Here is a 21660-nt window from a genome sequence, read left to right on the forward strand (position 1 = left end):
ATGGTCCAGCAATTCCGTTTCAGCCGGCCGCGATGACCGAGCCCTGGTACTTCTGCGCGATGAAGTCCTTGACCTTCTGGTCCTGGAGGAGCTTGCCGAGCGTGACGATGCTCGCGTCCTTCTCGTGGCCCTTGGCCACGACCAGGCCGTTCACGTACGGGTTCCCCTCGGTCTTCTCCAGCACCAGGGCCTCGGTGGCGGGCTTGAGCCCGGCCTCGATCGCGTAGTTGCCGTTGATGACCGCCGCGTCCACGTCGTCGAGCGAGCGCGGGAGCTGCGCCGCCTCCAGCGGCTTGAACTGCAGATTCTTCGGGTTGCCGGTGACGTCGCGCTCGGTGGCGGCGGTGCCGGCGCCCTCCTTGAGGGTGATCGTGCCGTTGTCGGCCAGCAGCTTGAGCGCGCGGCCCAGGTTGGTGGCGTCGTTCGGCACGGCGACCGTGGCGCCGGAGGGCAGCGCGGCCAGGTCCGTCGCCTTCTTCGAGTACAGGCCGAGCGGCTCCAGGTGCACCGGGGTGACGAAGCTCAGCTCGGTGCCCTTGGAGGCGTTGAAGTCGTCCAGGTACGGCTTGTGCTGGAAGAAGTTGGCGGCCAGCTGGCCCTCGCTGAGCTGGATGTTCGGCTGGACGTAGTCGGTGAACTCGACGATCTCCAGCTTCAGCCCGGCGGCCGGGGCCAGGTTGTCCTTCACGTAGGCGAGGATCTCGCCGTGCGGGACGGGGCTGGCGCCCACCTTCAGCACGGTGTCGGCCGACTCGGCCGGGCTGGCCGCGCCGGCGTCCGTGGTGGCGGACTGTGTCGAGCCGCATGCGGTGAGCAACAGGGAGAGGGCGGCCGCGCCTACGATGCTACGAATTTTCATGATTTTTCCTTTTATTTATGTGAAAGACGCCGAGCGACGAGATCGCCCAGGCTTTGCATGATCTGCACGATCACGACGAGCACCACCACCGTCGCGATCATGATTTCGGTCTCGAAGCGCATGTATCCGTAGCGCACCGCCAGGTCGCCCAGGCCGCCGCCGCCGATCGTGCCCGCCATGGCCGTGTAGCCGATGAGCGCCACCACGGTCACGGTCACGCCCGCGACGATCCCCGGCAGCGCCTCCGGCAGCAGCACCTTGCGCACGATCGTGGTCCGCCCGGCGCCCATCGCCTGCGCGGCCTGCACCACGTCCCGGTCGACCTCGCGCAGCGCCGTCTCGACCAGCCGGGCGAAGAACGGCACCGCGCCCACCGTGAGCGGCACGACCACCGCCGCCGTGCCGATCGTGGTGCCCACGACCAGCCGGGTGAACGGGATGATGGCGATCATCAGCACGATGAACGGCAGCGACCGTCCGACGTTCACGACCATGCCGAGCGCCGACTTGAGCACCGGCATCGGCCGCAGCCCGCCCCGGTCGAACACCACCAGCGCCACCCCGAGCGGCAGCCCGAGCAGCACCGTGAACAGCGTCGACCAGGCCACCATCAGCGCCGTCTGCCAGGTGGCCTCGCCCAGCAGCGGAACCATCTCGTCCCAGGTCATCGCTTCCCCCTCCGTGCACTCACACGCGCGCTCACACGTGCACTCACACGCGCGCTCGCACGCGTACTGACGCCCGTGCTCACGCCGTCTCCACCAGCAGGCCGCGCTCGCGCAGGTAGTCCAGCGCGGGGGCGGCCTCGTCGCCCGTGAGGGCGACGCGCAGGCGGCCGACCGGGCCGGCCGTCAGCTCCTCGATGGAGCCGCCCAGGATGCTCAGGTCCACGTCGAACTTCCGCACGACCTCCGACACCACCGGCTGGCGCGGGTCGCCGGTGAAGGTGAGCGTGACCGACCCCGCGGGCGCGGGCTCGGGCAGCGGGAAGATCTCCCGGGTCAGCCGCGACCCGGGCGTCCTGATCAGGTCCGCGATGGCGCCGGACTCCTCGACCCGGCCGCCGGCCATGATGGCGGCAGAGTCGCAGACGCTCTTGATCACGTCCATCTCGTGGGTGATGAGCAGGATCGTCAGGCCGAGCTCGGTGTTGAGCCGCTTGAGCAGGGCCAGGATCGACTGCGTGGTGGCCGGGTCCAGCGCGGACGTGGCCTCGTCCGACAGCAGCACCGACGGGTTGCCGGCCAGCGCGCGGGCGATGCCCACGCGCTGCTTCTGCCCGCCGGAGAGCTGGTTCGGCCGGTCGCCGCCGCGCCCGCCGAGCCCGACCAGCTCCAGCAGCTCGCCGACGCGGCGGCGGCGCTCGGCCGCCGGGACGCCCATGACCTCCAGGGGGAAGGCCACGTTCCCCGCGACGGTGCGCGAGGACAGCAGCGCGAAATGCTGGTGGATCATGCCGATGCGGCGGCGGGCCAGGTTCAGCTCCTTGCCGCTCAGCGCGGTCAGCTCCTGCCCGTCGACCGTGACGGTGCCCGCGTCAGGGCGTTCGAGCAGGTTGACGCAGCGCAGCAGCGTGCTCTTGCCCGCGCCGCTCTGGCCCACCACGCCGTAGATCTCACCCTGGCGCACGTGCAGGTCGACGCCGTCCAGCGCGACGGTGCCGCCGTACGACTTGCGCAGGCCGGAAGCCTGGATCACAACAATTCCCCACAGATCTGGAACGAACAAACGTCGGTACGCGAAAGGTGGGGGCTACGCGGTCCCGGGGTGGTACGGCAGGTGGCTCAGCCTGCGCAGCACGAAGTGCGGAGTGATCATGGTGACCTTCGAGGAGACGGCGGATCGTCAGCGGGTGCGGGGGGTAGGCATTCGCCCCGTGCACATGCGACAACACCGGGGGCCCATGGCGCTCCGGCGGTCCGCGTATGCCTCGTTCACGCCGTGGTCAACGGCCTGCGTGCCGCCCGATATTCCGGACTTGCCGGGTGATCTGCATCACTTACCGGTACGGGTCCCGCAACGGCCGCACCCGCCCCGCGAACTCCGCCCTGATCGCCAGCATCCGAGGGCCCGGCTCGTAGAAGCGCCCCTTCGTCTCCCCGTACGGCTGCAACCACTTGCGCGCGGCCAGATCCCGCAGATCCCGCGCCGCCTGCCCCTGACTCAGCCCCTCATCCGCCTGATAACGGCTGCGGCGCAGCCGCCTGCTCACGAACGCCTCGTAGAGCGCCGATACGCAGCGGCCGTTGATCCCGTCGCCGCGCGCCTCCTCCTCCAGCAGCACCCAGATCTCCGACGCCTGCGCCAGGCGCTGCGCGACCCGCTGCGCCTGCAGGTGGTGGGCCCGCAGGCAGAACCGCACCCAGGCCGAGGTGTCACCGGGCGGATCCCACCGGCGCCCGCCCGCGCCGTTGAGCGCGTCGTAGTAGCCGAGCGTCACGCTGGGCCGCCCCAGCCACTCCTCGATGGAGCAGAACTCGGGCGTGGTGATGCGGTCGCGGCCGAGGACGAGCGTCTGCAGCGCCCTGGACATGCGCCCGTTGCCGTCCCGCCAGGGATGGATCTTGACGAGGTTGAGGTGCGCCATGGCCGCCCGCACGTAGCTCGGCACGTCGAGATCGCCCTCGTTGAGCCACTGGACGAGCTCGTCGAGCAGGCCAGGCACCAGCTCGGCGTCCGGTCCCTCGTAGACGACCTCGCGGGTCTCCCCGTCGCGGATGTAGACGCCGCCTGGCCGCACCACCCCCGGGTCCTTGTGACGGTGATGCCCGATCATCATGAAGTTGAGCGCGTGCAGCGTGCCCACGTCGTAGCGGAACGACGTGGCGCGCGACAGGTGCCGGACGTAGGTGAGCGCCTGCTGGTAGCCGGCGATCTCCCGGCTCACCACGGGCGACGCCTCCAGCGGCTCCTCCCCCGCCATGATGGACTCCACGTCCTCCACGCTGGCCCGGTAGCCCTCGATGGAGTTGGACCCCTGGATGGCCCTGGCCTGGAGCTGGCGGCGGAGCTGCCCGTCCCAGCGGTGCGGCTCGGCGAGGCGGTGCCTGAGATCGCGCCGCATCTCCTCGATCTCCACGAGGACGGCCTTGTCTGCGGGGTCGAGCGCGGGGGTGCCGTACAGCATGGGAGGCAGGCAAGCAGGCACGAAACATTCAGTCAAACGGCGGGATGATTTATCCATCTATTCCCGACGCCCCGCCGTACGGAATGCCGACGCCCCGCCGTGTGGGGACACGGCGGGGCGTCAGCGGACGGGCGTCAGGCCGCGACCGTGGTGGCGACCTGGGCCGGGGCGAGGGCGATGTCGAGGACCTCGCGCACGTCGCTCACCGCGTGGATGGTGAGCTCGTCGCGGACCTCCTGGGGCACGTCGTCCAGGTCCGGCTCGTTGCGGGCCGGGATCAGGACGGTCGTGATGCCCGCCCGGTGCGCCGCGAGCAGCTTCTGCTTGACGCCGCCGATCGGCAGGACCCGCCCGGTCAGCGAGATCTCGCCGGTCATGGCCACGTCGCCGCGGACCAGGCGGCCCGACAGCAGCGAGGCCAGCGCGGTCGTCAGCGTCACGCCCGCGGAGGGGCCGTCCTTGGGCACGGCGCCCGCCGGGAAGTGGACGTGCACCGAACGGTCCTTCAGCGCGGTGACCGGCAGCTCCAGCTCCGCGCCGTGGGAGCGCAGGTAGGACATCGCGATGCGGGCCGACTCCTTCATCACGTCGCCGAGCTGGCCGGTCAGCGTGAGGCCGGTCTCGCCGGTCTCGGGGTCGGCCAGCGACGCCTCCACGTACAGGACGTCGCCGCCCGCGCCGGTGACGGCCAGGCCCGTGGCGACGCCGGGCACCGAGGTGCGCTGGGTGGCCTCCGGCAGCGACGACTCCGGCACGAACTTGGGCCGTCCCAGGTAGCCGACCAGGTCGTCGGCGCCGACCGTGACGGGCAGCTCGTCGTTGGCCGCGACCTTGCGCAGGATGCGGGCGACCGAGCGCTCCAGGGAGCGGACGCCGGCCTCGCGGGTGTACTCGGCGGCGAGCCTGCGCAGCGCGTCGTCCTGGACGGTGACCTCGTCGGCGGTCAGGCCGGCCAGGTCGAGCTGGCGGGGCAGCAGGTGGTCGCGGGCGATCGCGACCTTCTCGTCCTCGGTGTAGCCGTCGAGCGTGACGACCTCCATGCGGTCGAGCAGCGGCCCGGGGATCGCCTCCAGGACGTTGGCCGTCGCCAGGAACAGCACGTCGCTCAGGTCGAGCTCGACCTCCAGGTAGTGGTCGCGGAACGTGTGGTTCTGCGCCGGGTCGAGCACCTCCAGCAGCGCGGCCGTGGGGTCGCCCCGGTAGTCGGCGCCGACCTTGTCGATCTCGTCGAGCAGGACGACCGGGTTCATCGAGCCGGCCTCGCGGATCGCGCGGACGATGCGGCCGGGCAGCGCGCCGACGTACGTGCGCCGGTGGCCGCGGATCTCCGCCTCGTCGCGGACGCCGCCGAGCGCCACGCGGACGAACTTGCGGCCCATCGCGCGGGCCACGGACTCGCCGAGCGAGGTCTTGCCGACCCCGGGCGGGCCCGACAGGGCGAGGACGGCGCCGCTGCGGCGGCCGCTCACGACGCCGAGCCCCTTGTCCTGGCGGCGCTTGCGCACGGCCAGGTGCTCGATGATGCGGTCCTTGACGTCGGCCAGGCCGGTGTGGTCGGCGTCCAGCACGGCGCGGGCGCCGGTGATGTCGTAGTTGTCCTCGGTGCGCTCGTTCCACGGGATGTCGAGGACGGTGTCGAGCCAGGTGCGGATCCAGCCGGTCTCCGGGGACTGCTCGGAGGTCCGCTCCAGCTTGTCGACCTCCTTGAGCGCGGCCTCGCGCACCTTCTGCGGCAGGTCGGCGGCCTCGACGCGGGCGCGGTAGTCCTCCTCCTCGGTCTCGGCCGAGTCGCCGTTGAGCTCCTTGAGCTCCTTGCGGACGGCGGCGAGCTGCTGGCGCAGCAGGAACTCGCGCTGCTGCTTCTCCATGCCCTCCTGGACGTCCTTGCGGATCGTCTCGGCCACGTCCAGCTCGGCGAGGTGCTCGCGGGACCACTCGACGAGCTTGGCCAGCCGGTCGGCGGGGTCGGCCGCCTCCAGCAGCTCGACCTTCTGGGCGGTGGTCAGCCAGGGCGTGTAGCCGGAGCTGTCGGCCAGCACCGACGGGTCGTCGATCTGGTTGACCTGGTCGACGACCTGCCAGGCGCCGCGCTTCTGCAGGATCGTGGTGGCCAGGGCCTTGTACTCCTTGGCCAGCTCCTGGGCGCGCTCCCCGGCGGCGACCTTGTCGATCGTGATGGCCTCGACCCACAGCGCGGCGCCGGGGCCGGTCGTGCCGGTGCCCACCCGCACCCGGTTGACACCGCGGACGACGGCGGCGGGCTCGCCGCCCGGCAGCCTCCCGACCTGCTCGACCACGGCCTGTACGCCCACGGCGCCGTAACGGCCGTCGATCCGGGGAACGAGGAGGACCCGTGGCTTGTTGCCACCGGATGCCTGTGCCGCGTCTATGGCGGAGCGCACCTCGGAGTCGGACAGGTCCAGCGGAACCACCATGCCCGGCAGGACGACCTCGTCGTCCAGCGGCAGGACCGGGAGGATCAAGCTCTCACTCATGCGAACTCCAAAGGGTTGAGTTACATCGACTCAATTCATTGGAGCCCATCGTTGTTCCCTTCTCTGCCGATGTTCGCTCACAGCGATCGTAATGTTGTAAGCCATACCTGAGGGTGAGGGCGGATCAACCCTTGGTCCGACGCGGCCAGGACCTTGTGGCTCGTAGGCTTCGGGGGTGTTCTCGGCAGTGCTGGAGCCGCTCAGGCTCGCGCTCTATCGGGGCGACGCCGACCCGCCGCCGCCCCGCCGCCTCACCGTGCGCGTGCCGCGCTGGCTCGGCCTGCTGCCGTTCCGCCGGATCGACCTCGTGCAGGCCGGCGATCTGGCGCTGGCCGCCCTCTTCTTCGTCACCACGGCCTCCGAGCGGGCGGGCCTGCGCGGGGGCGGCGCCCTGGGCCAGTTCCTGCCGTACGTGGCGGCCTTCGCCTTCTCCCTGCCCCTGGCGCTGCGCGGACGCCACCCGCTGGTCGCCTGGCGGATCGCCGCCGGGCTGATCCCCCTCACGATCTGGATGCGCGAGCGTCCCTCCGACGACGCGCTGCCCTACACGGCGCCGGCGATCATCTGCTACCTGCTGGTGACCTACGCGGTCGCGGTGCGCTGCGACCGGCGGATCACGGTCGCGGTCTGGGCGCTGACCGCGCTGGCGGCCTGGCTCTTCCATCCCAACTCGGTGGCCATCGCGCTCACCATGGTGACGATCGCCGTCCTGTTCGGCTACAACGTGCGGGTGCGGCGCAACGCCACCGCCCGGCTGCTCGCCGAGGAGCGGCGCACCCAGGAGGCCGAGGGCGCCCAGGCCGTGCTGGAGGAGCGCGCCCGCATCGCCCGCGAGCTGCACGACGTCGTCGCGCACCACATGTCGGTGATCGCCATCCAGGCCGAGGCCGTGCCGCTGCGGGCGGCGGGCGATCCGGCCCAGCTGGAAGCCGGCCTGGCCGAGATCCGCGGCCTGTCCCTGGAGGCGATCGCCCAGCTGCGCCAGGTGCTCGGCGTGCTGCGCGACCAGGAGGGCCGCACCGACACCGCGCCCCAGCCCGGCCTCGACCGCATCGACGAGCTCATCGCCAACGCCCGCGCCACCGGGCTGTCCGTGCTGGTCAAACGGCCCGAATCGGTCGACGGGCTGCCGCCGGCGGTGGGCCTGTCGGCCTACCGGATCATCCAGGAGTCGCTCAGCAACGCCATGCGCCACGCCCCCGGCGCCACCGTCATGCTCGACATCGGCCGCGACGACAGCGGGCTGCGGCTGCACGTCACCAACGGGCCCGGCTCCTCCCCCGCCGGCGAGCCCGGCGCCGGGCAGGGCCTCGTCGGCATGCGCGAACGGGCCGCGTTGCTCGGCGGCACGCTCGACGCCGGCCCGGTGCCCGTGGGAGGTTTCCAGGTGACCGCGACACTGCCGATCGACGAACGGGGGGCCGGGTGATCCGGGTGCTGATCGCCGACGACCAGGGCATGGTGCGCACGGGGTTCACCGTGTTCCTGAGCGCGCAACCGGACATCCAGGTCGTGGGCGAGGCCGCCGACGGCCGGGAGGCGATCGAGCGCGCCGCCGAGCTGGCCCCCGACGTGGTGCTCATGGACGTGCGCATGCCCGTCATGGACGGCCTGGAGGCCACCCGCCGCCTGCTGGCCTCCGGCGCGCGGTCCAAGGTGCTCATCCTGACGACGTTCGACCTCGACGACTACGTCTACGAGGCGCTGCGGGCCGGGGCCAGCGGATTCCTCCTCAAGGACGCCTCCGCCGCCCAGCTCGCCGAAGCCGTGCGCGTCGTCGCCGCCGGTGACGCCCTCATCGCCCCGGCGATCACCAGGCGGCTCATCCACGAGTTCGCCAAACTGCCCCGCCCCCGCGCCTCCTCCCCCGCCGACAGCCGCCTCGGCGAGCTCACCGACCGCGAGACCGAAGTCCTCACGCTCATCGCCCAGGCACTGTCCAACCAGGAGATCGCCGACAAGCTCGTGCTGGCGGAGCAGACGGTCAAGACCCACGTGGGGCGCGTCCTGATGAAGCTCGGCCTCCGCGACCGCGCCCAGGCCATCGTCTACGCCTACGAAACCGGCCTCGTACGCCCCAGGCGAGTAGCCGCACACCGCACGGCATCGCCACACCTGGGGCGCCTGGCCCGCCGGAGGGCCGATGTACGGCGCAGCCTGCCCACCCTGCCGACACGCCCGGGTGCGCTCTGCAGGGCCGCCGAAACGCCGGGGGCCCCTCCGGCCCGCCGATGCGCCCGCGCAGCCGTGCCCACCCCACCACCGTAGGGAGTGGCGGGCGACCACACGAGCGCCCGGCCCCAGCACAAACGGCCCTGGCCAGGGCCGGGGCCCGAGGCCTGGGGGCCGGGGTCGCGAGCCAGGAGGCGGGGTCCGGGTGCCCGGCGGGCAGGAGCCAATGGGTCCGGGTCCCGGTCCGGGGCCGGGGCCGAGTGCCAGGGGGCCGGGCACCTCGGTGTCCGGGGCGGCCGGGTCCAGAGGCCCGGGGCCCGGGGCCCGGAGCCCCGGAGGCCCGGAGGCCTGGGGCCGGGGCCTGGGGCCTTGGGCCTGGGTCGCAAGCCAGGAGGCGGGGCCCGGGTGCCAGGGGGCGGGCACCTCGAGGTCCGGGGCCGAGTCCAGACGGTCGGGGGCCGGGTCAGAGGGCCGAGGGGCGGGGGTCGCAGGGCCGAGGCCGGGGGCCTCGGGGCGGCGCCAGGGGCCTGGGGGGCTGGGGGCTGGGGCGGGTCGGAGTTCGAGGTCGGGGCTGGTGTAGGTGGGGGGTCGGGGTGGTGGGGTATTGGGTGGGGGTCGGAGGTGGTGACGGTGGGTACGTAAGGTTGGTGACATGGTGTCGTCATCCACTTGACCGCCACACCCAGGGTTTGTGACACTGTGTCATGAAAGAGCCGTGCACATGTTGGGGTGAGCCGTGACCTCGTTCTCCGAGACCCTGAGAGCCGCCACCTGGGGCGACCACGAGTCGGCCGAGGGGGAGAGCTATCTCAAGGAGCTGATGGGCGGCCGCCTGAGCGAGCCCGAGTACGGCGAGATGGTCGCCCAGCACTACTTCGCCTACGTCGCCCTCGACTCGGTGTCACGCGGGCTGAGCGGGCACCCGGTGGCGGGCCGGTTCGTCTTCCCGGAGCTCTACCGGGAGGCGGCGCTGGAGCGGGACCTGGCGACGGTGTACGGGCCGGGCTGGCGGGAGCGGATCGCGCCGTCGAAGGCGACGCGCACGCTGGTCGCGCGGATCGAGCAGGTGGCCGACTGGCCGGGCGGCTACATCGCCCACCACTACACCCGCTATCTCGGCGACCTGTCCGGCGGGCAGTTCATCCGGATGGAGCTGGAGAAGATCTACGGCTACCGCAGGGGCGGCGGGGGCGCCGACTTCTACGTGTTCGACGAGGTGGGCAGCCTGCCCCGGTTCAAGGACGAGTATCGGGCGCGGCTGGACGCGCTGGAGCTCGACGAGCGGGAGCGGCAGCGGATCATCCGCGAGGTGCGGCTGGCGTACCAGCTCAACACCGAGGTCCTGGCCGAACTCATGCACGCGCTACGGGCCGCCGCCTGAGCGAAAGCCTACGATGGCCCTATGCCCCGCATCTCCGCCGCCACCATCGGCGAGCACCGTGCCCAGACGCGCGACCGGATCCTGCAGGCCGTCTCGCGCCTGTCGAGGGTGCAGGGCATCGACGCCATCTCGATGACGGACGTGGCGGGCGAGGCCGGCATCACCCGCACCGTGCTCTACAACTACTACCCGGACAAGGCGGCGCTGCTGCTGGCGTTCGCCGAGCGGGTGACGAGTTACTTCATCGACAGCTACGAGCGCGGCCTGCCGGAGGACGCCTCGCCGGCCGACCGGCTGCGGGCGTTCGTGCGGCTGCAGCTCGAAGGGCTGCTGGCGCACCCGCATCCGGGGGCGGCCGATCTGGGCGCGGCGCTGGGGCCGGACGCCTACCAGCGGCTGGCCGAGCACGTGGCGCCGATGCAGCGGGTGCTGCTGGACATCCTCGACGGCGGCGTCGCCTCGGGTGACTTCCAGGTGGCCGACCGGGCGGCGACGAGCCGCATGATCCTCGCGGTGGTCGGCGCCGAGCGGGTTCCGCTGATCAGCGGCACGGTCACGGTGGACCAGGCGGCCGAGGTGGTCTCCGGGTTCGTGCTGCGTGCGCTGGCGGCGCGGCGATGAGCCATCTGGCGATCAGGTCGGCGCAGGGCCGCTGGGTGCTCGCCGCCACGGTGCTCGGCTCGGGCCTGGCGATGCTCGACAGCACGGTGGTCAACGTGGCGCTGCCGTATCTGGGCGCGGAGCTGCGCACGGGCATGGCGGGGCTGCAGTGGACGGTCAACGCCTACACGCTGACGCTGGCGGGGCTGATTTTGCTGGGCGGCTCGCTGGGCGACCGTTACGGCCGGCGGCGGGTGTTCCTCGTCGGCACGGTCTGGTTCGCGCTGGCGTCGGCGCTGTGCGGGCTGGCGCCGAACATCGAGTTCCTGGTGGCGGCCCGTGCGTTGCAGGGGGTGGGCGGGGCGCTGCTCACGCCGGGCTCGCTGGCGATCATCCAGGCGTCGTTCGACCGCGCCGACCGGCCGCGCGCGATCGGCGTCTGGTCGGGGCTCGGCGGGGTGGCGAGCGCGGTGGGGCCGCTGCTGGGCGGGCTGATGGTGCAGACCGTGGGCTGGCGGTGGGCGTTCCTGATCAATCTGCCGTTCGCGGCGCTGGTGGTGCTGGTGACGGCGCGGCACGTGCCCGAGAGCCGCGACGAGTCCGCCACGGGCCGTTTCGACGTGCTGGGGGCGGCGCTGGCCGCGCTCGCGCTGGCGGGGATCACGTACGGGCTGATCGAGCTGGGCGCGCCGGCGGTGCTGGGCGCGGGCGTGGCGCTGGGCGTGGCGTTCGTGTGGCTGGAGCGGCGCCGGTCGCCTGACGCGCTGGTGCCGGTGGGGCTGTTCCGCAGCCGGGTGTTCAGCGCGGTGAACGTCGTGACGCTGATCATGTACGGCGCGATGGGCGTGGTGTTCTTCCTGCTGGCGGTGCAGCTCATCGTGGTGTCGGGGTTCACGCCGGTGGCGGCGGCCTCGGCGCTGCTGCCGGTCACGGCGCTGATGCTGGTGCTGTCGCCGCGGGCGGGCGACCTGGCCAAGCGCGTCGGGCCGCGGCTGCCGATGACGTGCGGCATCGCGCTGGCGGGCGTGGGGTTCGTGTGGATGAGCACGATCGGTCCCGGGGCCTCGTACGTGCTCCAGGTGCTGCCGGCGGTCACCGTGTTCGGGCTCGGCCTGTCGGCGGCGGTGGCGCCGCTGACGGCGACCGTGCTGGCCACGGTCGACGACCGCTACGCGGGCACGGCGAGCGGGATCAACAACGCGGTGGCGCGCACCGGCGGGCTGCTCGCGGTGGCGGCGGTGCCGCCGCTGGTGGGCCTGGTCGGCGACGCGTTCCAGAACGCGCCGGTGTTCGACGCCGGGTTCCGGCAGGCGATGCTGATCAGCGCGGGGATGATGGCGGTGGCCGCGCTGATCACCGCGGTCTCGATCCGGGAGAACGTGCTCAGAACGTGAACGCCTGCCTGCGGACGCTGTTGTCGAAGTTGGACACCAGCAGCTCGGGCTCGCCGACGGAGCGGATCTCCGGCAGCCGGGTCAGCAGCTCGCGGAACATCGTGCGCATCTCCTGGCGGGCCAGGTTGGCGCCGAGGCAGAAGTGCGGGCCGGGGCCGCCGAAGCCGACGTGCGGCTTGGTGTCGCGGGTGATGTCGAACCGGTCGGCATCCGGGAAGACCGACTCGTCCCGGTTGGCGGAGCCGTAGAAGAGCACGACCTTGTCGCCCTTCTTCAGCTCCAGGTCGCGCAGCGCGCAGTCCTCGGTGACGGTGCGGCGGAACTGCATGATCGGTGAGACGTAGCGGACCATCTCCTCGACGGCGCCGGCGATGTGCGCGTCGAAGTCGCTCATCAGCAGCTCGCGCTGGGCCGGGTTGTCGGTGAGGAGCTTGATGCCGTGGGCCATGGTGTTGCGTGCGGTCTCGTTGCCGGCCACGAGCAGCAGCGCGAAGAACGAGCCGAGCTCGCGGTCGGTGAGCTTCTCGCCGTCGGGGTTGGCGGTGACGAGCAGGGAGATCAGGTCGCCCTTGGGGTCGGCGGCGCGCTCGTGCCCGAGCTTGATCACCATGCGCTGGAGGGCGAGCAGGGCCAGCATGTTCTGCCCGGCGAGCTGGACGCTGCGGGCCAGGCTGGGCCGGACGCCGGTGTAGGCGGTGGAGACGTCGACGTGCTGGTGGACCTTGGCCCGCAGCTCGGCGGGGATGTCGAGCATGTCGCAGATGACGTGGATGGGGAGCCGGGCGGCGATCTGGGAGACGAAGTCGCGCGGCCCCTCCTTGACGGCGTCGTCGACGATGCGGGCGCACGCGGCCTCGATGCCGGACTGCAGCCCGGCGAGCATGCGCGGGCTGAACGACCGGGTGACGATGCGGCGCAGCCGGGCGTGCCGGGGGTCGTCCATGTTGACCATGGACTCGCCGAACACCTGCTTGACCCAGCCGGGCGGCTCGGGGTTGGTCACGGCCGGCTCGCTGGAGAACAGCTTGGCGTTGCGGCTGGCCTCGACCACGTCGGCGTGGCGGACCAGGGCGTAGAAACCCTTGCCGGACCGCAGGAACGGCACCTTCTTCTCCGGGAAGAACACCGGCCGGTCCAGATCGCGGAGCCGGGCGAACGCCTCGTGTCGTTCTTTGAGTGGCTTGCGCCAGAAGTCGAGATCGGCGAGGTCGATGTCCACATGCCTATCCTGGCACGTTCCCGTGGAGTTAAGACCGGGTTCGGCTGGTGCGGACATTCCTAGAGGTATGAACGCTCTGCTGGCCGCCTGCCTGCTCCTCCCCCTCGCCGCCGGTACGGCCCCCGCCCAGGTGGCGCGGTGTTCCGGGACGCCGTCGGACTTCGACGCCGACGGCCGCCCGGACGTGGCGGTGGCGGCCCCGTACGACGACCGCAGGGCCGGATCCGTGACGATCCTGTACGGGTCGGGCGAGCGGGTGAAGCTCGTCCAGGACGGCGCGGAGCCGGGTGACGCGTTCGGGTCGGCGCTGGCGACGGGCGACTTCGACGGCGACGGGTGCGCGGACCTGGCGGTGGGGGTGTCGGAGGAGTTCGCGGGCGAGCGGGTGCCCGGCGCCGACGGCAACGGCGTCGTGCAGCTCTATCACGGCTCCCCCGGCGGGCTGCGGCCCGGCGAGGAGCTGGCCCCGGCCCGGCCGTCGAGCGACCGGTTCGGGGCGTCGCTGGCCGCCGGGGATTTGGACGGGGACGGGCGCGACGAGCTGGCGGTGGGCGCTCCTGGCCTGCGTGGCGGGGGCGGCGTCACCGTCTACTGGATGAAGGGCCGCAAGCCGTACCTGATCAGTCAGCGGACGGGGTGGGTGCGGCAGGCGGCGCGCGCGACCGACCAGTGGGGCGAGTCGCTGGCGACGGGCGACTTCGACGGCGACGGCCGCGACGAGCTGGTGGCCGGCGCGCCGTCCGACAGCGTGACCCGGGACGGGCAGGGGTCGGTGACGGTGCTGGACGTGCGGCGGCAGCGGGCGCTGCGGATCACGCAGAGCTCGCCGGGGATCAAGGGGAGCGCGGAGAAGTGGGACGGGTTCGGGGCGGCGCTGGCGACCGGCGACTTCGACGCCGACGGCCGCGCCGACCTGGCGGTGGGCGTGCCGGGCGAGGGGCTGACGGCGAACCAGCGGGCGATGGACTACGGCGACGGCGCGCTGCATGTGCTGTACGGGACGCGCGCCGGGCTGCGGGGCGCCCGGTCGGAGATGTGGACGCAGACGCTGCTCAAGGGCACGCCGCGCTACTTCGACCGGTTCGGCGCGTCGCTGGCGGCCGGGGACTTCGACGGTGACGGCGACGACGAGCTGGCCGTCGGCGTGCCGGGCGAGAACGCGGTGCAGGTGCTGGCCGGGGGGCCGCGCGGGGGCCTCGCCCGGCACGGCGACGTGCTGATCAAGGGGAAGGGCTGGTCGGTGTCGGCGCTGCCGGCCACCGGCGGGCTGCGCGCCCTGGCCGATCGCCCGCCGCTGGACGGGCTGGTGGTGGCCGCGCCCGACCGGGGCGTGGTGACGTACGTGCCGGGCGCGCGCGAGCGCGGCCTGCGCCCGGGCCGGGCGCGCGAGCTGGGCTCCGGCGAGGGCCTGTACGGTTACGCGATCGGCTGAGGCCCGGGCTGCCGGTCCGGCCGGTGGGGCAGCGTGACCGTGAAGACGGCGCCCTTGCCCGGCTCCCCCGCCGCCGCGATCGTGCCGCCGTGCGCCTCCACGAGCGTGGCCGCGATCGCCAGGCCCAGCCCGGAGCCGCCGCTGCTGCGCGCCGGGTCGGCGCGGTAGAAGCGCTCGAACACCCGCTCGGCCACCTCCGGCGCGAACCCGGGCCCCTCGTCGGCGACCTCCAGCACCGCCAGGCCGTCGCGGACGCCCACCCCGATCCGGAACGGCGTCCCGTCCGGGGTGTGCGCGAGCACGTTCCCCACGAGGTTGCCGGCCACCTGGCCGAGCCGTGACTCGTCGCCGGTGACGAGCACCGGGCCGTCGCCGTCGTCCAGCCGGACCAGCTCGACGTCGCGGTCCGGCGTCAGCGTCCGCGCGTCGATCACCGCCGTGGCGGCCAGACTGAGCAGGTCGACCGGCCGCCGGGCGAGCGCGCGCCGCTGGTCGAGCCGGGCCAGCAGCAGCATGTCCTCCAGCAGCAGCCCCATCCGGGCGGCCTGCCCCTCGATCCGCTCCAGCAGCCGCACCGCCTCCCCCAGGTCCTTGTCCTCGCCCAGGCGGTACAGCTCGGCGAACCCCCTGATGGAGGTGAGCGGCGTGCGCAGCTCGTGCGAGGCGTCGGCCATGAAGCGGCGCATCAGCTCCTCCGAGCGGCGCGCGGCGGTGGCCGACTCGCGGGCCGACTCGGCGGCGGCCTCGCGCTCGCGGGCGGCGCGCTCGATCTGGCCGAGCATGCCGTTGAGCGCCCGGCCGAGCTTGCCGACCTCGGTGGTGCCGGCCCACTGCGGCACCCGGCGCGACAGGTCGCCGCCCGCGATGTCGCCGGCCGTACGCTCGATCTCGCCGAGCGGGCGCAGGCTGCGGCGCACCAGCCAGTGGCAGGCGAACCCGAGCACCAGCAGCGTCCCGCCGCCGCCCGCCGCGACGATGACGCCGAGCTGCGAGACGGTGGCGTCCACGTCGCCCAGGCTGATCGCGATCACCCGGCTGCCGCCGTCGCGCCGGGGCACGGCCACCACCCGCCAGCCGGGGCCGTCCGCGCCGCGCGACGGGACGGTGAACGGGCGGCCCGCCCGGCGGGCGACCTCGGCCGTGGTGAGCGGCGGCAGGTCGGGCAGGTGGCTCTCGGTCGACTCGGCCAGCGTGCGCGTGACCGTGCCGCCGGGGTCGACGAGCACCTGGTGGAACAGGCCGTAGAAGCGCTGCGGCCGGGCCTGCGGCTGCGGGTCGGGCGCGGGCGGCAGCGCCCGCCACGCGCCTCCGGCCGCGCGCAGCTGGTGGTCCACCCGCTCGACCAGGTAGCCGCGCAGCAGCCGCACCGCGAACAGTCCTGTCGCCGTGACGGCCACCGTGACCAGGAGCAGCGTGACGGAGACGAGCCGCAGCCACAGCGGGGCGCGGGCCAGGTGCCGCCTCATCCCCGCGGCGGGCGCGCGACGCCGGTCCTGGGGGTGGGGGTGACCGTGGCTGGGGGACCGTCCATGTCACCCAGGTATACCGTCCATTTCTCCCGCTTTCCCACGGTTCGGGGCGTTGACAGCGGACGTTCAGGCGCCGGGGTCCGCCGGGATCGTGACCTGGTGAGAGGTACGGGCGCGGGCCCCCCGGCGCGAGACCCGGTCGAGCGTGCGGAAGTCGGCGTCGAGGCCGTCGCGGGTGAGGCGGGCCATGATGTAGCCGCGCCGCTGGTCGATGTAGGCGATGTGCGGGTTCTCGGCCAGCGACTCGGCGATCCACGCGGAGTCGCGGTAGCCGTCTCCGTCGCTGGCGATCGAGGTCGTGACGAGCTCGCGGGCGACGACGGGCGAGTCGGGGTCGTCGAAGTCGGCCTTGAGGTCGGCCAGGTGGTGCATGTGGGCGTCGCCGGTCAGCACGACCGGGTTGGAGGTGCGGGCGAGCGAGGTCAGCAGGCGGGTGCGCTCGGGGGCGTAGCCGTCCCAGGAGTCCAGGTTGACCTCGCGGCCGGGGCCCGTCCGGTAGTCGCGGTGGGTCATGAGGATCTGCTGGCCGAGCAGGTTCCAGCGGGCGGGCGAGCCGCGCAGGCCCTCCTCCAGCCAGCGCCACTGGCCGTCGCCGAGCAGGGTGCGCTCCGGCGACAGCCGCTCGTCGCAGCCGGCCCGTACGCCGTCCTGGCACGCCTGGTCGTCGCGGAACTGCCGGGTGTCGAGCAGGTGGAAGCGGGCCAGGCGCCCCCAGGAGACGCGGCGGTTGACGCGCAGGCGGGCGCCGTCGAGGCTGGCGCGGCGCAGCGGCATGTTCTCGTAGTAGGCGCGGAAGGCGTCGGCGCGGCGGCGGGCGAAGGCCGGGGCGCCGGTGCTGGAGACCGGCCCCGCCCAGTTGTTCTCCACCTCGTGGTCGTCGAAGGCCACCAGCCACGGCGCGGCCGCGTGGGCGGCTTGGAGGTCGCGGTCGCTCTTGTACTGGGCGTGCCGCAGCCGGTAGTCGGCGAGCGTGGCGCACTTGCCCGGCGTGTGCGAGCGGACCCGCCCGGCCAGCGCGGTGTAGCCGCTGGGACCGTACTCGTACAGGTAGTCGCCGAGGAACAGCACCAGGTCGGGCTCCTGCTCGGCCAGGCGGCGGTAGGCGGTGTAGTAGCCGTGCTCGTAGTGGGCGCACGCCGCCACCGCGAACGCGAGCGGCGTCTCCGCGCCCTCGGCGGGCGTGGTCCTGGTGCGGCCCTCGGGCGACAGCCTGCCCTCGCTGCGGAACCGGTAGAAGTACTCGCGCCCCGGTTCCAGGCCGGTCAGCTCGACGTGCACGCTGTGGGCGGCCGACCGGCGGGCCGTGGCGGTGCCGGAGCGGACGATCCGGGTGAACCGCTCGTCGGCGGCCACCTGCCAGTCGACGTCCACGTCCCGCGCGGGCATGCCGCCCAGCCCCGCGCCGCCGAGCGGGTCGAGAGCCAGGCGGGTCCACAGCACGAACCCGTCCGCGCCCGGGTCACCGGACGCGACGCCGAGCGTGAACGGGTCGGCTTTGAGAGTTCTGGAGGGAGATGCGAGGAAGGTCGCGGGCACCGCCGCGAGGAAGGATCTGCGGTCCACGATCCAGGTATGTCCGGCAACGCTGACCCCGCCGTGACAGCGGCGTCACGGGCAGGTGAACAGCGCCGGTCAGTCGGACAGCGATGCGAGCAGGTCGCGGGCCCGCTCCACGCCGTCCTCGTCCTCCAGCTCGGCGAAACGCCGGACGGCCTCCTCGCACAGCTCCGCGGCTCGGGCCGCCTCCTCGTACCAGTCCAGGACCGTCGCCTCGTCGTACGCCAGCTCGGCCAGGTCGCGGGCCGCCTCCGCCGGATCGGCGGCCGACAGCGCCTCCCGGGCCTCCGCGTACGCGCGCAGCGAGGTCGCGAGGTCGCTGGTCGAGTAGTAGACGCACCTCGCGGCCCTCGCCAGCGACCGGCCCGCCGCCAGCGGATCGCCCGCCGCCCGGTGCAGCGCCGCCGCCTCGGCGTAGGCGCGGGCCGCCTCCCGGTCGTCGTCCCGCTCGGCCAGGCGGTCGGCCAGCTCCGTCAGCGACGCCGGGTCGTGCAGCAGCTTCAGCGTCTCCAGCTCCCGCTCGGCCTCCCCCAGCTCGCGCAGCGCCGCGGCCAGCGTCCTGCGGGCCGCGTCCCGCTGCTCGCCGTCCGGGAGCGCCGCCACGGCCTCCTCGGCCGTCTCCGCCGCGTCCAGCGCCCGGCCCGTGAGCAGGTACGCCCGCGCCAGGTCCACCCTGGCCAGCGCCGCCCGCCCCCGGTCCCCCAGCCCCGCGAACCCCGCGACCGCCTCCGCCAGCTCCCCCACGGCCGCCTCCACCCCCGAAGCCGAGCTGCCCTCAGGGGCGGCATCCGGTACGGAGACCACACCGCCGGCCCCCTCCCCCGAAGAGGGGCCACCCGCGCCGCTCTCCGGGGACGGCTCACCCGCCGGAGTGGGTGCCTCCTCCAGGGGTGCGGTTTCCGCTGGGGGTGGGGTGGAGGTGGAGAAGGCGGTGGGGGTGGGGAGGAGGGCGGCGCCGCGGCGCCAGTGGGTGTGCGGGGAGCCCGTGGTGGCGGGGCGGTGGTGGGGGACGAGGGGGAGGTGGCCGACCAGCGGGGTGGCGGCGAGCAGGGCCTCCAGGCGCCGGGTGGAGGTGTCGTTGCCGTTGCGGGCGTCGAAGCGGGCGGCGATCTCGCGGGCCCCGGCCTCCATCGTGGCGCGCAGTTCGGGGACGGGGACGTCGCGGCCGGCGCGGTGGACGGTGAGGTGGCCGTGGCCGGTCTCCTCCAGGCGGCGCAGCAGCAGCGCGGCGCAGCCCATGAAGCGCCGCGCGTCGGAGGGGGACGGCGGCCGCTCCAGCAGCGGGAGTTCGCGTTGCAGGATCTCCAGCCCGCGCGCCTCGTTGCCGGTGAGCGCGCAGAACTCCATGTGGTCGCCGAAGTCGTCCAGGTAGGCGATGTTGCCCTGGACGAGCCTGTAGGCGCGCCGGTGCGCCTGGACGGCCTCGCGGTGGCGGCCGGTGCGCACGTAGGGCAGCATCAGCGTGGTGAGGATGCCCTGGGGCTGCACCTCGCAGGTGGTCTCGCCCTGAAGGATGGGCTGGGCGGCGGCGATGGCGTCCTCGTCGCGGCCGAGGTGGACGAGGGCGGCGGCGGTGGAGTCGGTGTCGCACGCCTCGCAGTCGGACAGGCTGTCGCGGGGCGTGGTGCGCCAGCGGTGGAACCATTCGCGGGTGGCGTCGTCGTCGCCGAGGTGCAGGGCGATGAAGCAGCGCTTGGCGTGCACGGCGTGCAGCAGGTCGCCGGCCTGGCGGTAGCGGCGTTCCATGTCGTCGATGGCGTCGAGGGCGCGGCGCAGCGGGATCTCGGGGAAGCGCCGCATGTCGGCGATGATCCATTTGAAGTGCCAGAGCAGTTCGCGGGTCTCCCAGTGGCCCCAGCGGCCGGGTTCGGCGTCGTGGTCGGCGAGGTTGCGGGAGAAGACGGTGAACGCCTTCACGGGCTCGCCGCCGTACTGGTAGGCCTGGGTGAGGTCGAGCCGGGCGCGCACGATGAGGGCGTGCTCGCGCCGCGCCTCGGCCTCGCGCAGCGCGCGTTCGGCGAGGACGGTCCTGGCTTCTCCGTACGGCATCGCGCCGGCCTCGCTGAGCAGCGCCTGGACGTCCTCAGTCATGGGTGCCTCCCTGGACGGCCCAGTCGAGCAGGCCGAGGAACGAGCGGTTGAGCGTGGCGGTGTCGGCGGGGCGCAGCGGGTGGTGCCCGTGCAGGAGCGCCATGCCGTACAGCGCTTCGACGGCCGTGGCGGCGAGGGTGAGGTCGGGCAGGCCGGTGACGCGGCGGACGAGGGGGTTGCGGTGGTTGAGCACGAGCCTGGGCCGGTCGGCGGCGACGCTGCGTTCGAGGGCGCCGAGGACGTCGGCCCACAGCGCGTCGCCGGTGTCGCGGGCCTCGCGCAGGTCGGCGTGGTGCTGGGCGGCGCGGCTGGTGAGGTAGAGGGCGGGCAGCGAGGCGGGGTCGAAGTCGCGCAGCACGACCTCGCAGCCGAGCGGGCCGAGGGCGCGGGCGGCGGCGGTGAGGAAGGGGCGGGCGCGCAGTTCGGCGTCGGGGTCGGCGGGGCCGAGGTGGGTGGCGAGCTCGGCGGGTTCGAGGCGGTCGAGGGCGGCGCCGGGATCGATGCGGCGCAGGCGGGCGAGGATCTCGCTGTCGTAGACGTAGCCGCCGTTGACGAGGCCGACGCCCTGGGCGCCGGAGACGGCGGCGAGCTGGCGGAACTCGTCGACGCTGGTGGTGTAGCGCCCGCCGGGGTGGCGCAGGCGGAACTGGGCGAGGGTCATCGGCCCGGAGCTGGTCTCGTACTCCAGCCACTGGTCGACCAGGCGCAGCATGTCGTCGTCGTGCAGGGCGAGCGCCTTGACGCCGAGGTGGTGCAGGTCGAGGAAGGCGCGCAGCCCGGCGGGGTCGGTCTCGGCCAGGCGCACCAGCCAGGCGCGCAGGCGGCGGCCGAGCTCCTCGCGGGTGTGGTCGAGCAGGTCGTCCTCGTAGAGGGCTTCGCGGCTGGCGGTGGGGCGCAGTTCGGCGGCGTCGACGACGCAGCGGGCGAAGAACGCCCAGTCGGGCAGCAGCCCGTCGGCCGTCTCGGTGAGCAGCATGCGCTTGAGGTAGACGCGGTGGGTGCCGCGCACGGCAGGGTTGGCGGGGGCGGGCAGGATGTAGGCGACGCCGGTGAGCCCGGCTTCGGGCACGTCGAGGTCGACGACGTCGAGCGGGACGAAGCCGAACAGTTCCTCGCAGTGCGCCTGCAGGGCGCGGCGGCGGGCGTCGGGCGAGGGGTGGGCGGCCCGCCAGGGCGGGGTGCCGAGGGTGGTGCGGCGGCCGTTGACGGTGACGTCGACGGGCAGCAGCGAGCCGTAGAGTTCGGCGAGTTCGGCGACGGTGCGGGGGGCGGCCCATTCGGCGGCGTCGTGGCGGGTGCGCAGGGTGACGGTGGTGCCGGGTTCGGCGCGGTCGGCGGGGGCGAGCTCGACGCGGTAGCGGCCGTCGGAGCGGCCGGCCCACAGCACGGTGGGGCCGCCCTTGGCCGACCGGGTCTCGACGGAGATCTCGTCGGCGACGAGGAAGCCGGACAGCAGGCCGATGCCGAACTGGCCGAGGAACTCGTGCCGGGCGAAGCCGAGCTCATCGCGTTTGGAGGAGCGGCCGATGGTGGCCAGCAGCGCGTGGACCTCGTCCTCGGTCAGGCCGATGCCGGTGTCGCGGACGCTGATGAGCCCGCCGGTCGCCTCGATGGTGACGGTGGCGGGCGCGTCGGGGTCGGCGGCGCGCCGGGCGGTGATCGCGTCGGCCGCGTTCTGCAGGAGTTCGCGCACGTAGACGCGGGGGCTCGAGTACAGGTGGCGGCTGAGGAGATCGACCACGCCGCGCAGGTCCACTTGGAAGGCGTTGTCCACGCGGCACACCATAGATCACATAACCGACAT

Annotated in this window: 15 protein-coding genes and 1 pseudogene; 6 read left to right on the top strand and 10 right to left on the bottom strand. The window is 73.4% G+C overall.

The genetic code is table 11. The annotated features are described in order from the left end of the window. Positions 1–19 precede the first annotated feature (19 nt). From ACWDXC_RS22430 to lon, 5 genes are all read right to left on the bottom strand, one after another. Positions 20–859: a MetQ/NlpA family ABC transporter substrate-binding protein gene (locus ACWDXC_RS22430; RefSeq protein ID WP_219519036.1), complete on the bottom strand. Its 840-nt coding sequence runs from the start codon at positions 857–859 to the stop codon at positions 20–22. Between the two features lie 11 nt (positions 860–870). After that, positions 871–1527 (bottom strand): methionine ABC transporter permease, encoded by a 657-nt coding sequence (locus ACWDXC_RS22435; protein ID WP_219519039.1) that lies wholly within the window; start codon positions 1525–1527, stop codon positions 871–873. A gap of 79 nt (positions 1528–1606) precedes the next feature. Beyond that, entirely contained in the window at positions 1607–2557 is a 951-nt protein-coding gene (locus ACWDXC_RS22440; RefSeq protein ID WP_219519041.1) for a methionine ABC transporter ATP-binding protein, read from the bottom strand. A gap of 301 nt (positions 2558–2858) precedes the next feature. Continuing rightward, positions 2859–3986 (bottom strand): Fic family protein, encoded by a 1128-nt coding sequence (locus ACWDXC_RS22445; RefSeq protein ID WP_449984951.1) that lies wholly within the window; start codon positions 3984–3986, stop codon positions 2859–2861. A gap of 134 nt (positions 3987–4120) precedes the next feature. Then, a complete protein-coding gene (gene lon, locus ACWDXC_RS22450) occupies positions 4121–6481 on the bottom strand; it encodes an endopeptidase La (protein ID WP_449984954.1) in 2361 nt (786 codons plus the stop codon). A gap of 175 nt (positions 6482–6656) precedes the next feature. Between lon and ACWDXC_RS22455 the strand changes: the two genes are divergently transcribed. From ACWDXC_RS22455 to ACWDXC_RS22475, 5 genes and pseudogenes are all read left to right on the top strand, one after another. Beyond that, on the top strand, positions 6657–7910 hold the full coding sequence (locus tag ACWDXC_RS22455; protein ID WP_449984957.1) for a sensor histidine kinase: 1254 nt from the start codon (positions 6657–6659) through the stop codon (positions 7908–7910). Further along, a pseudogene (locus ACWDXC_RS22460) lies at positions 7907–8560 on the top strand (response regulator); the annotation flags it as partial. The gene ACWDXC_RS22455 and the pseudogene ACWDXC_RS22460, both read left to right, overlap by 4 nt. A gap of 829 nt (positions 8561–9389) precedes the next feature. Further along, positions 9390–10034, top strand: coding sequence for a biliverdin-producing heme oxygenase (locus ACWDXC_RS22465; protein WP_449984960.1), 645 nt, complete (start codon positions 9390–9392; stop codon positions 10032–10034). 21 nt (positions 10035–10055) lie between these two features. Next, on the top strand, positions 10056–10655 hold the full coding sequence (locus tag ACWDXC_RS22470; RefSeq protein WP_449984963.1) for a TetR/AcrR family transcriptional regulator: 600 nt from the start codon (positions 10056–10058) through the stop codon (positions 10653–10655). Further along, a complete protein-coding gene (locus ACWDXC_RS22475; RefSeq protein WP_449984965.1) occupies positions 10652–12028 on the top strand; it encodes an MFS transporter in 1377 nt (458 codons plus the stop codon). Before ACWDXC_RS22470 ends, ACWDXC_RS22475 begins: the two co-directional genes overlap by 4 nt. Here ACWDXC_RS22475 and ACWDXC_RS22480 read toward each other — a convergent pair. Continuing rightward, positions 12018–13247 carry a cytochrome P450 gene (locus ACWDXC_RS22480; RefSeq protein ID WP_308126103.1) on the bottom strand — a complete coding sequence of 410 codons (1230 nt, stop codon included), beginning with the start codon at positions 13245–13247 and terminating at the stop codon, positions 12018–12020. The two genes, ACWDXC_RS22475 and ACWDXC_RS22480, sit on opposite strands and share 11 nt — an antisense overlap. A gap of 67 nt (positions 13248–13314) precedes the next feature. Between ACWDXC_RS22480 and ACWDXC_RS22485 the strand changes: the two genes are divergently transcribed. Then, positions 13315–14679, top strand: coding sequence for an FG-GAP and VCBS repeat-containing protein (locus tag ACWDXC_RS22485; RefSeq protein ID WP_449984968.1), 1365 nt, complete (start codon positions 13315–13317; stop codon positions 14677–14679). Here ACWDXC_RS22485 and ACWDXC_RS22490 read toward each other — a convergent pair. The 4 genes from ACWDXC_RS22490 to ACWDXC_RS22505 form a co-directional block, all read right to left on the bottom strand. Further along, the gene (locus tag ACWDXC_RS22490; RefSeq protein WP_449984971.1) at positions 14664–16145 is read right to left on the bottom strand and encodes a sensor histidine kinase; all 1482 of its coding nucleotides are present in this window, start codon (positions 16143–16145) and stop codon (positions 14664–14666) included. The two genes, ACWDXC_RS22485 and ACWDXC_RS22490, sit on opposite strands and share 16 nt — an antisense overlap. 129 nt (positions 16146–16274) lie before the next feature. After that, entirely contained in the window at positions 16275–17771 is a 1497-nt protein-coding gene (locus ACWDXC_RS22495; protein WP_449984973.1) for an alkaline phosphatase D family protein, read from the bottom strand. 69 nt (positions 17772–17840) lie between these two features. Continuing rightward, entirely contained in the window at positions 17841–19856 is a 2016-nt protein-coding gene (locus ACWDXC_RS22500; protein WP_449984976.1) for a hypothetical protein, read from the bottom strand. Continuing rightward, positions 19849–21630 (bottom strand): HSP90 family protein, encoded by a 1782-nt coding sequence (locus tag ACWDXC_RS22505; RefSeq protein WP_449984979.1) that lies wholly within the window; start codon positions 21628–21630, stop codon positions 19849–19851. Before ACWDXC_RS22505 ends, ACWDXC_RS22500 begins: the two co-directional genes overlap by 8 nt. Between the last annotated feature and the right edge of the window lie 30 nt (positions 21631–21660).

The organism is Nonomuraea sp. NPDC003214, from assembly GCF_053590035.1.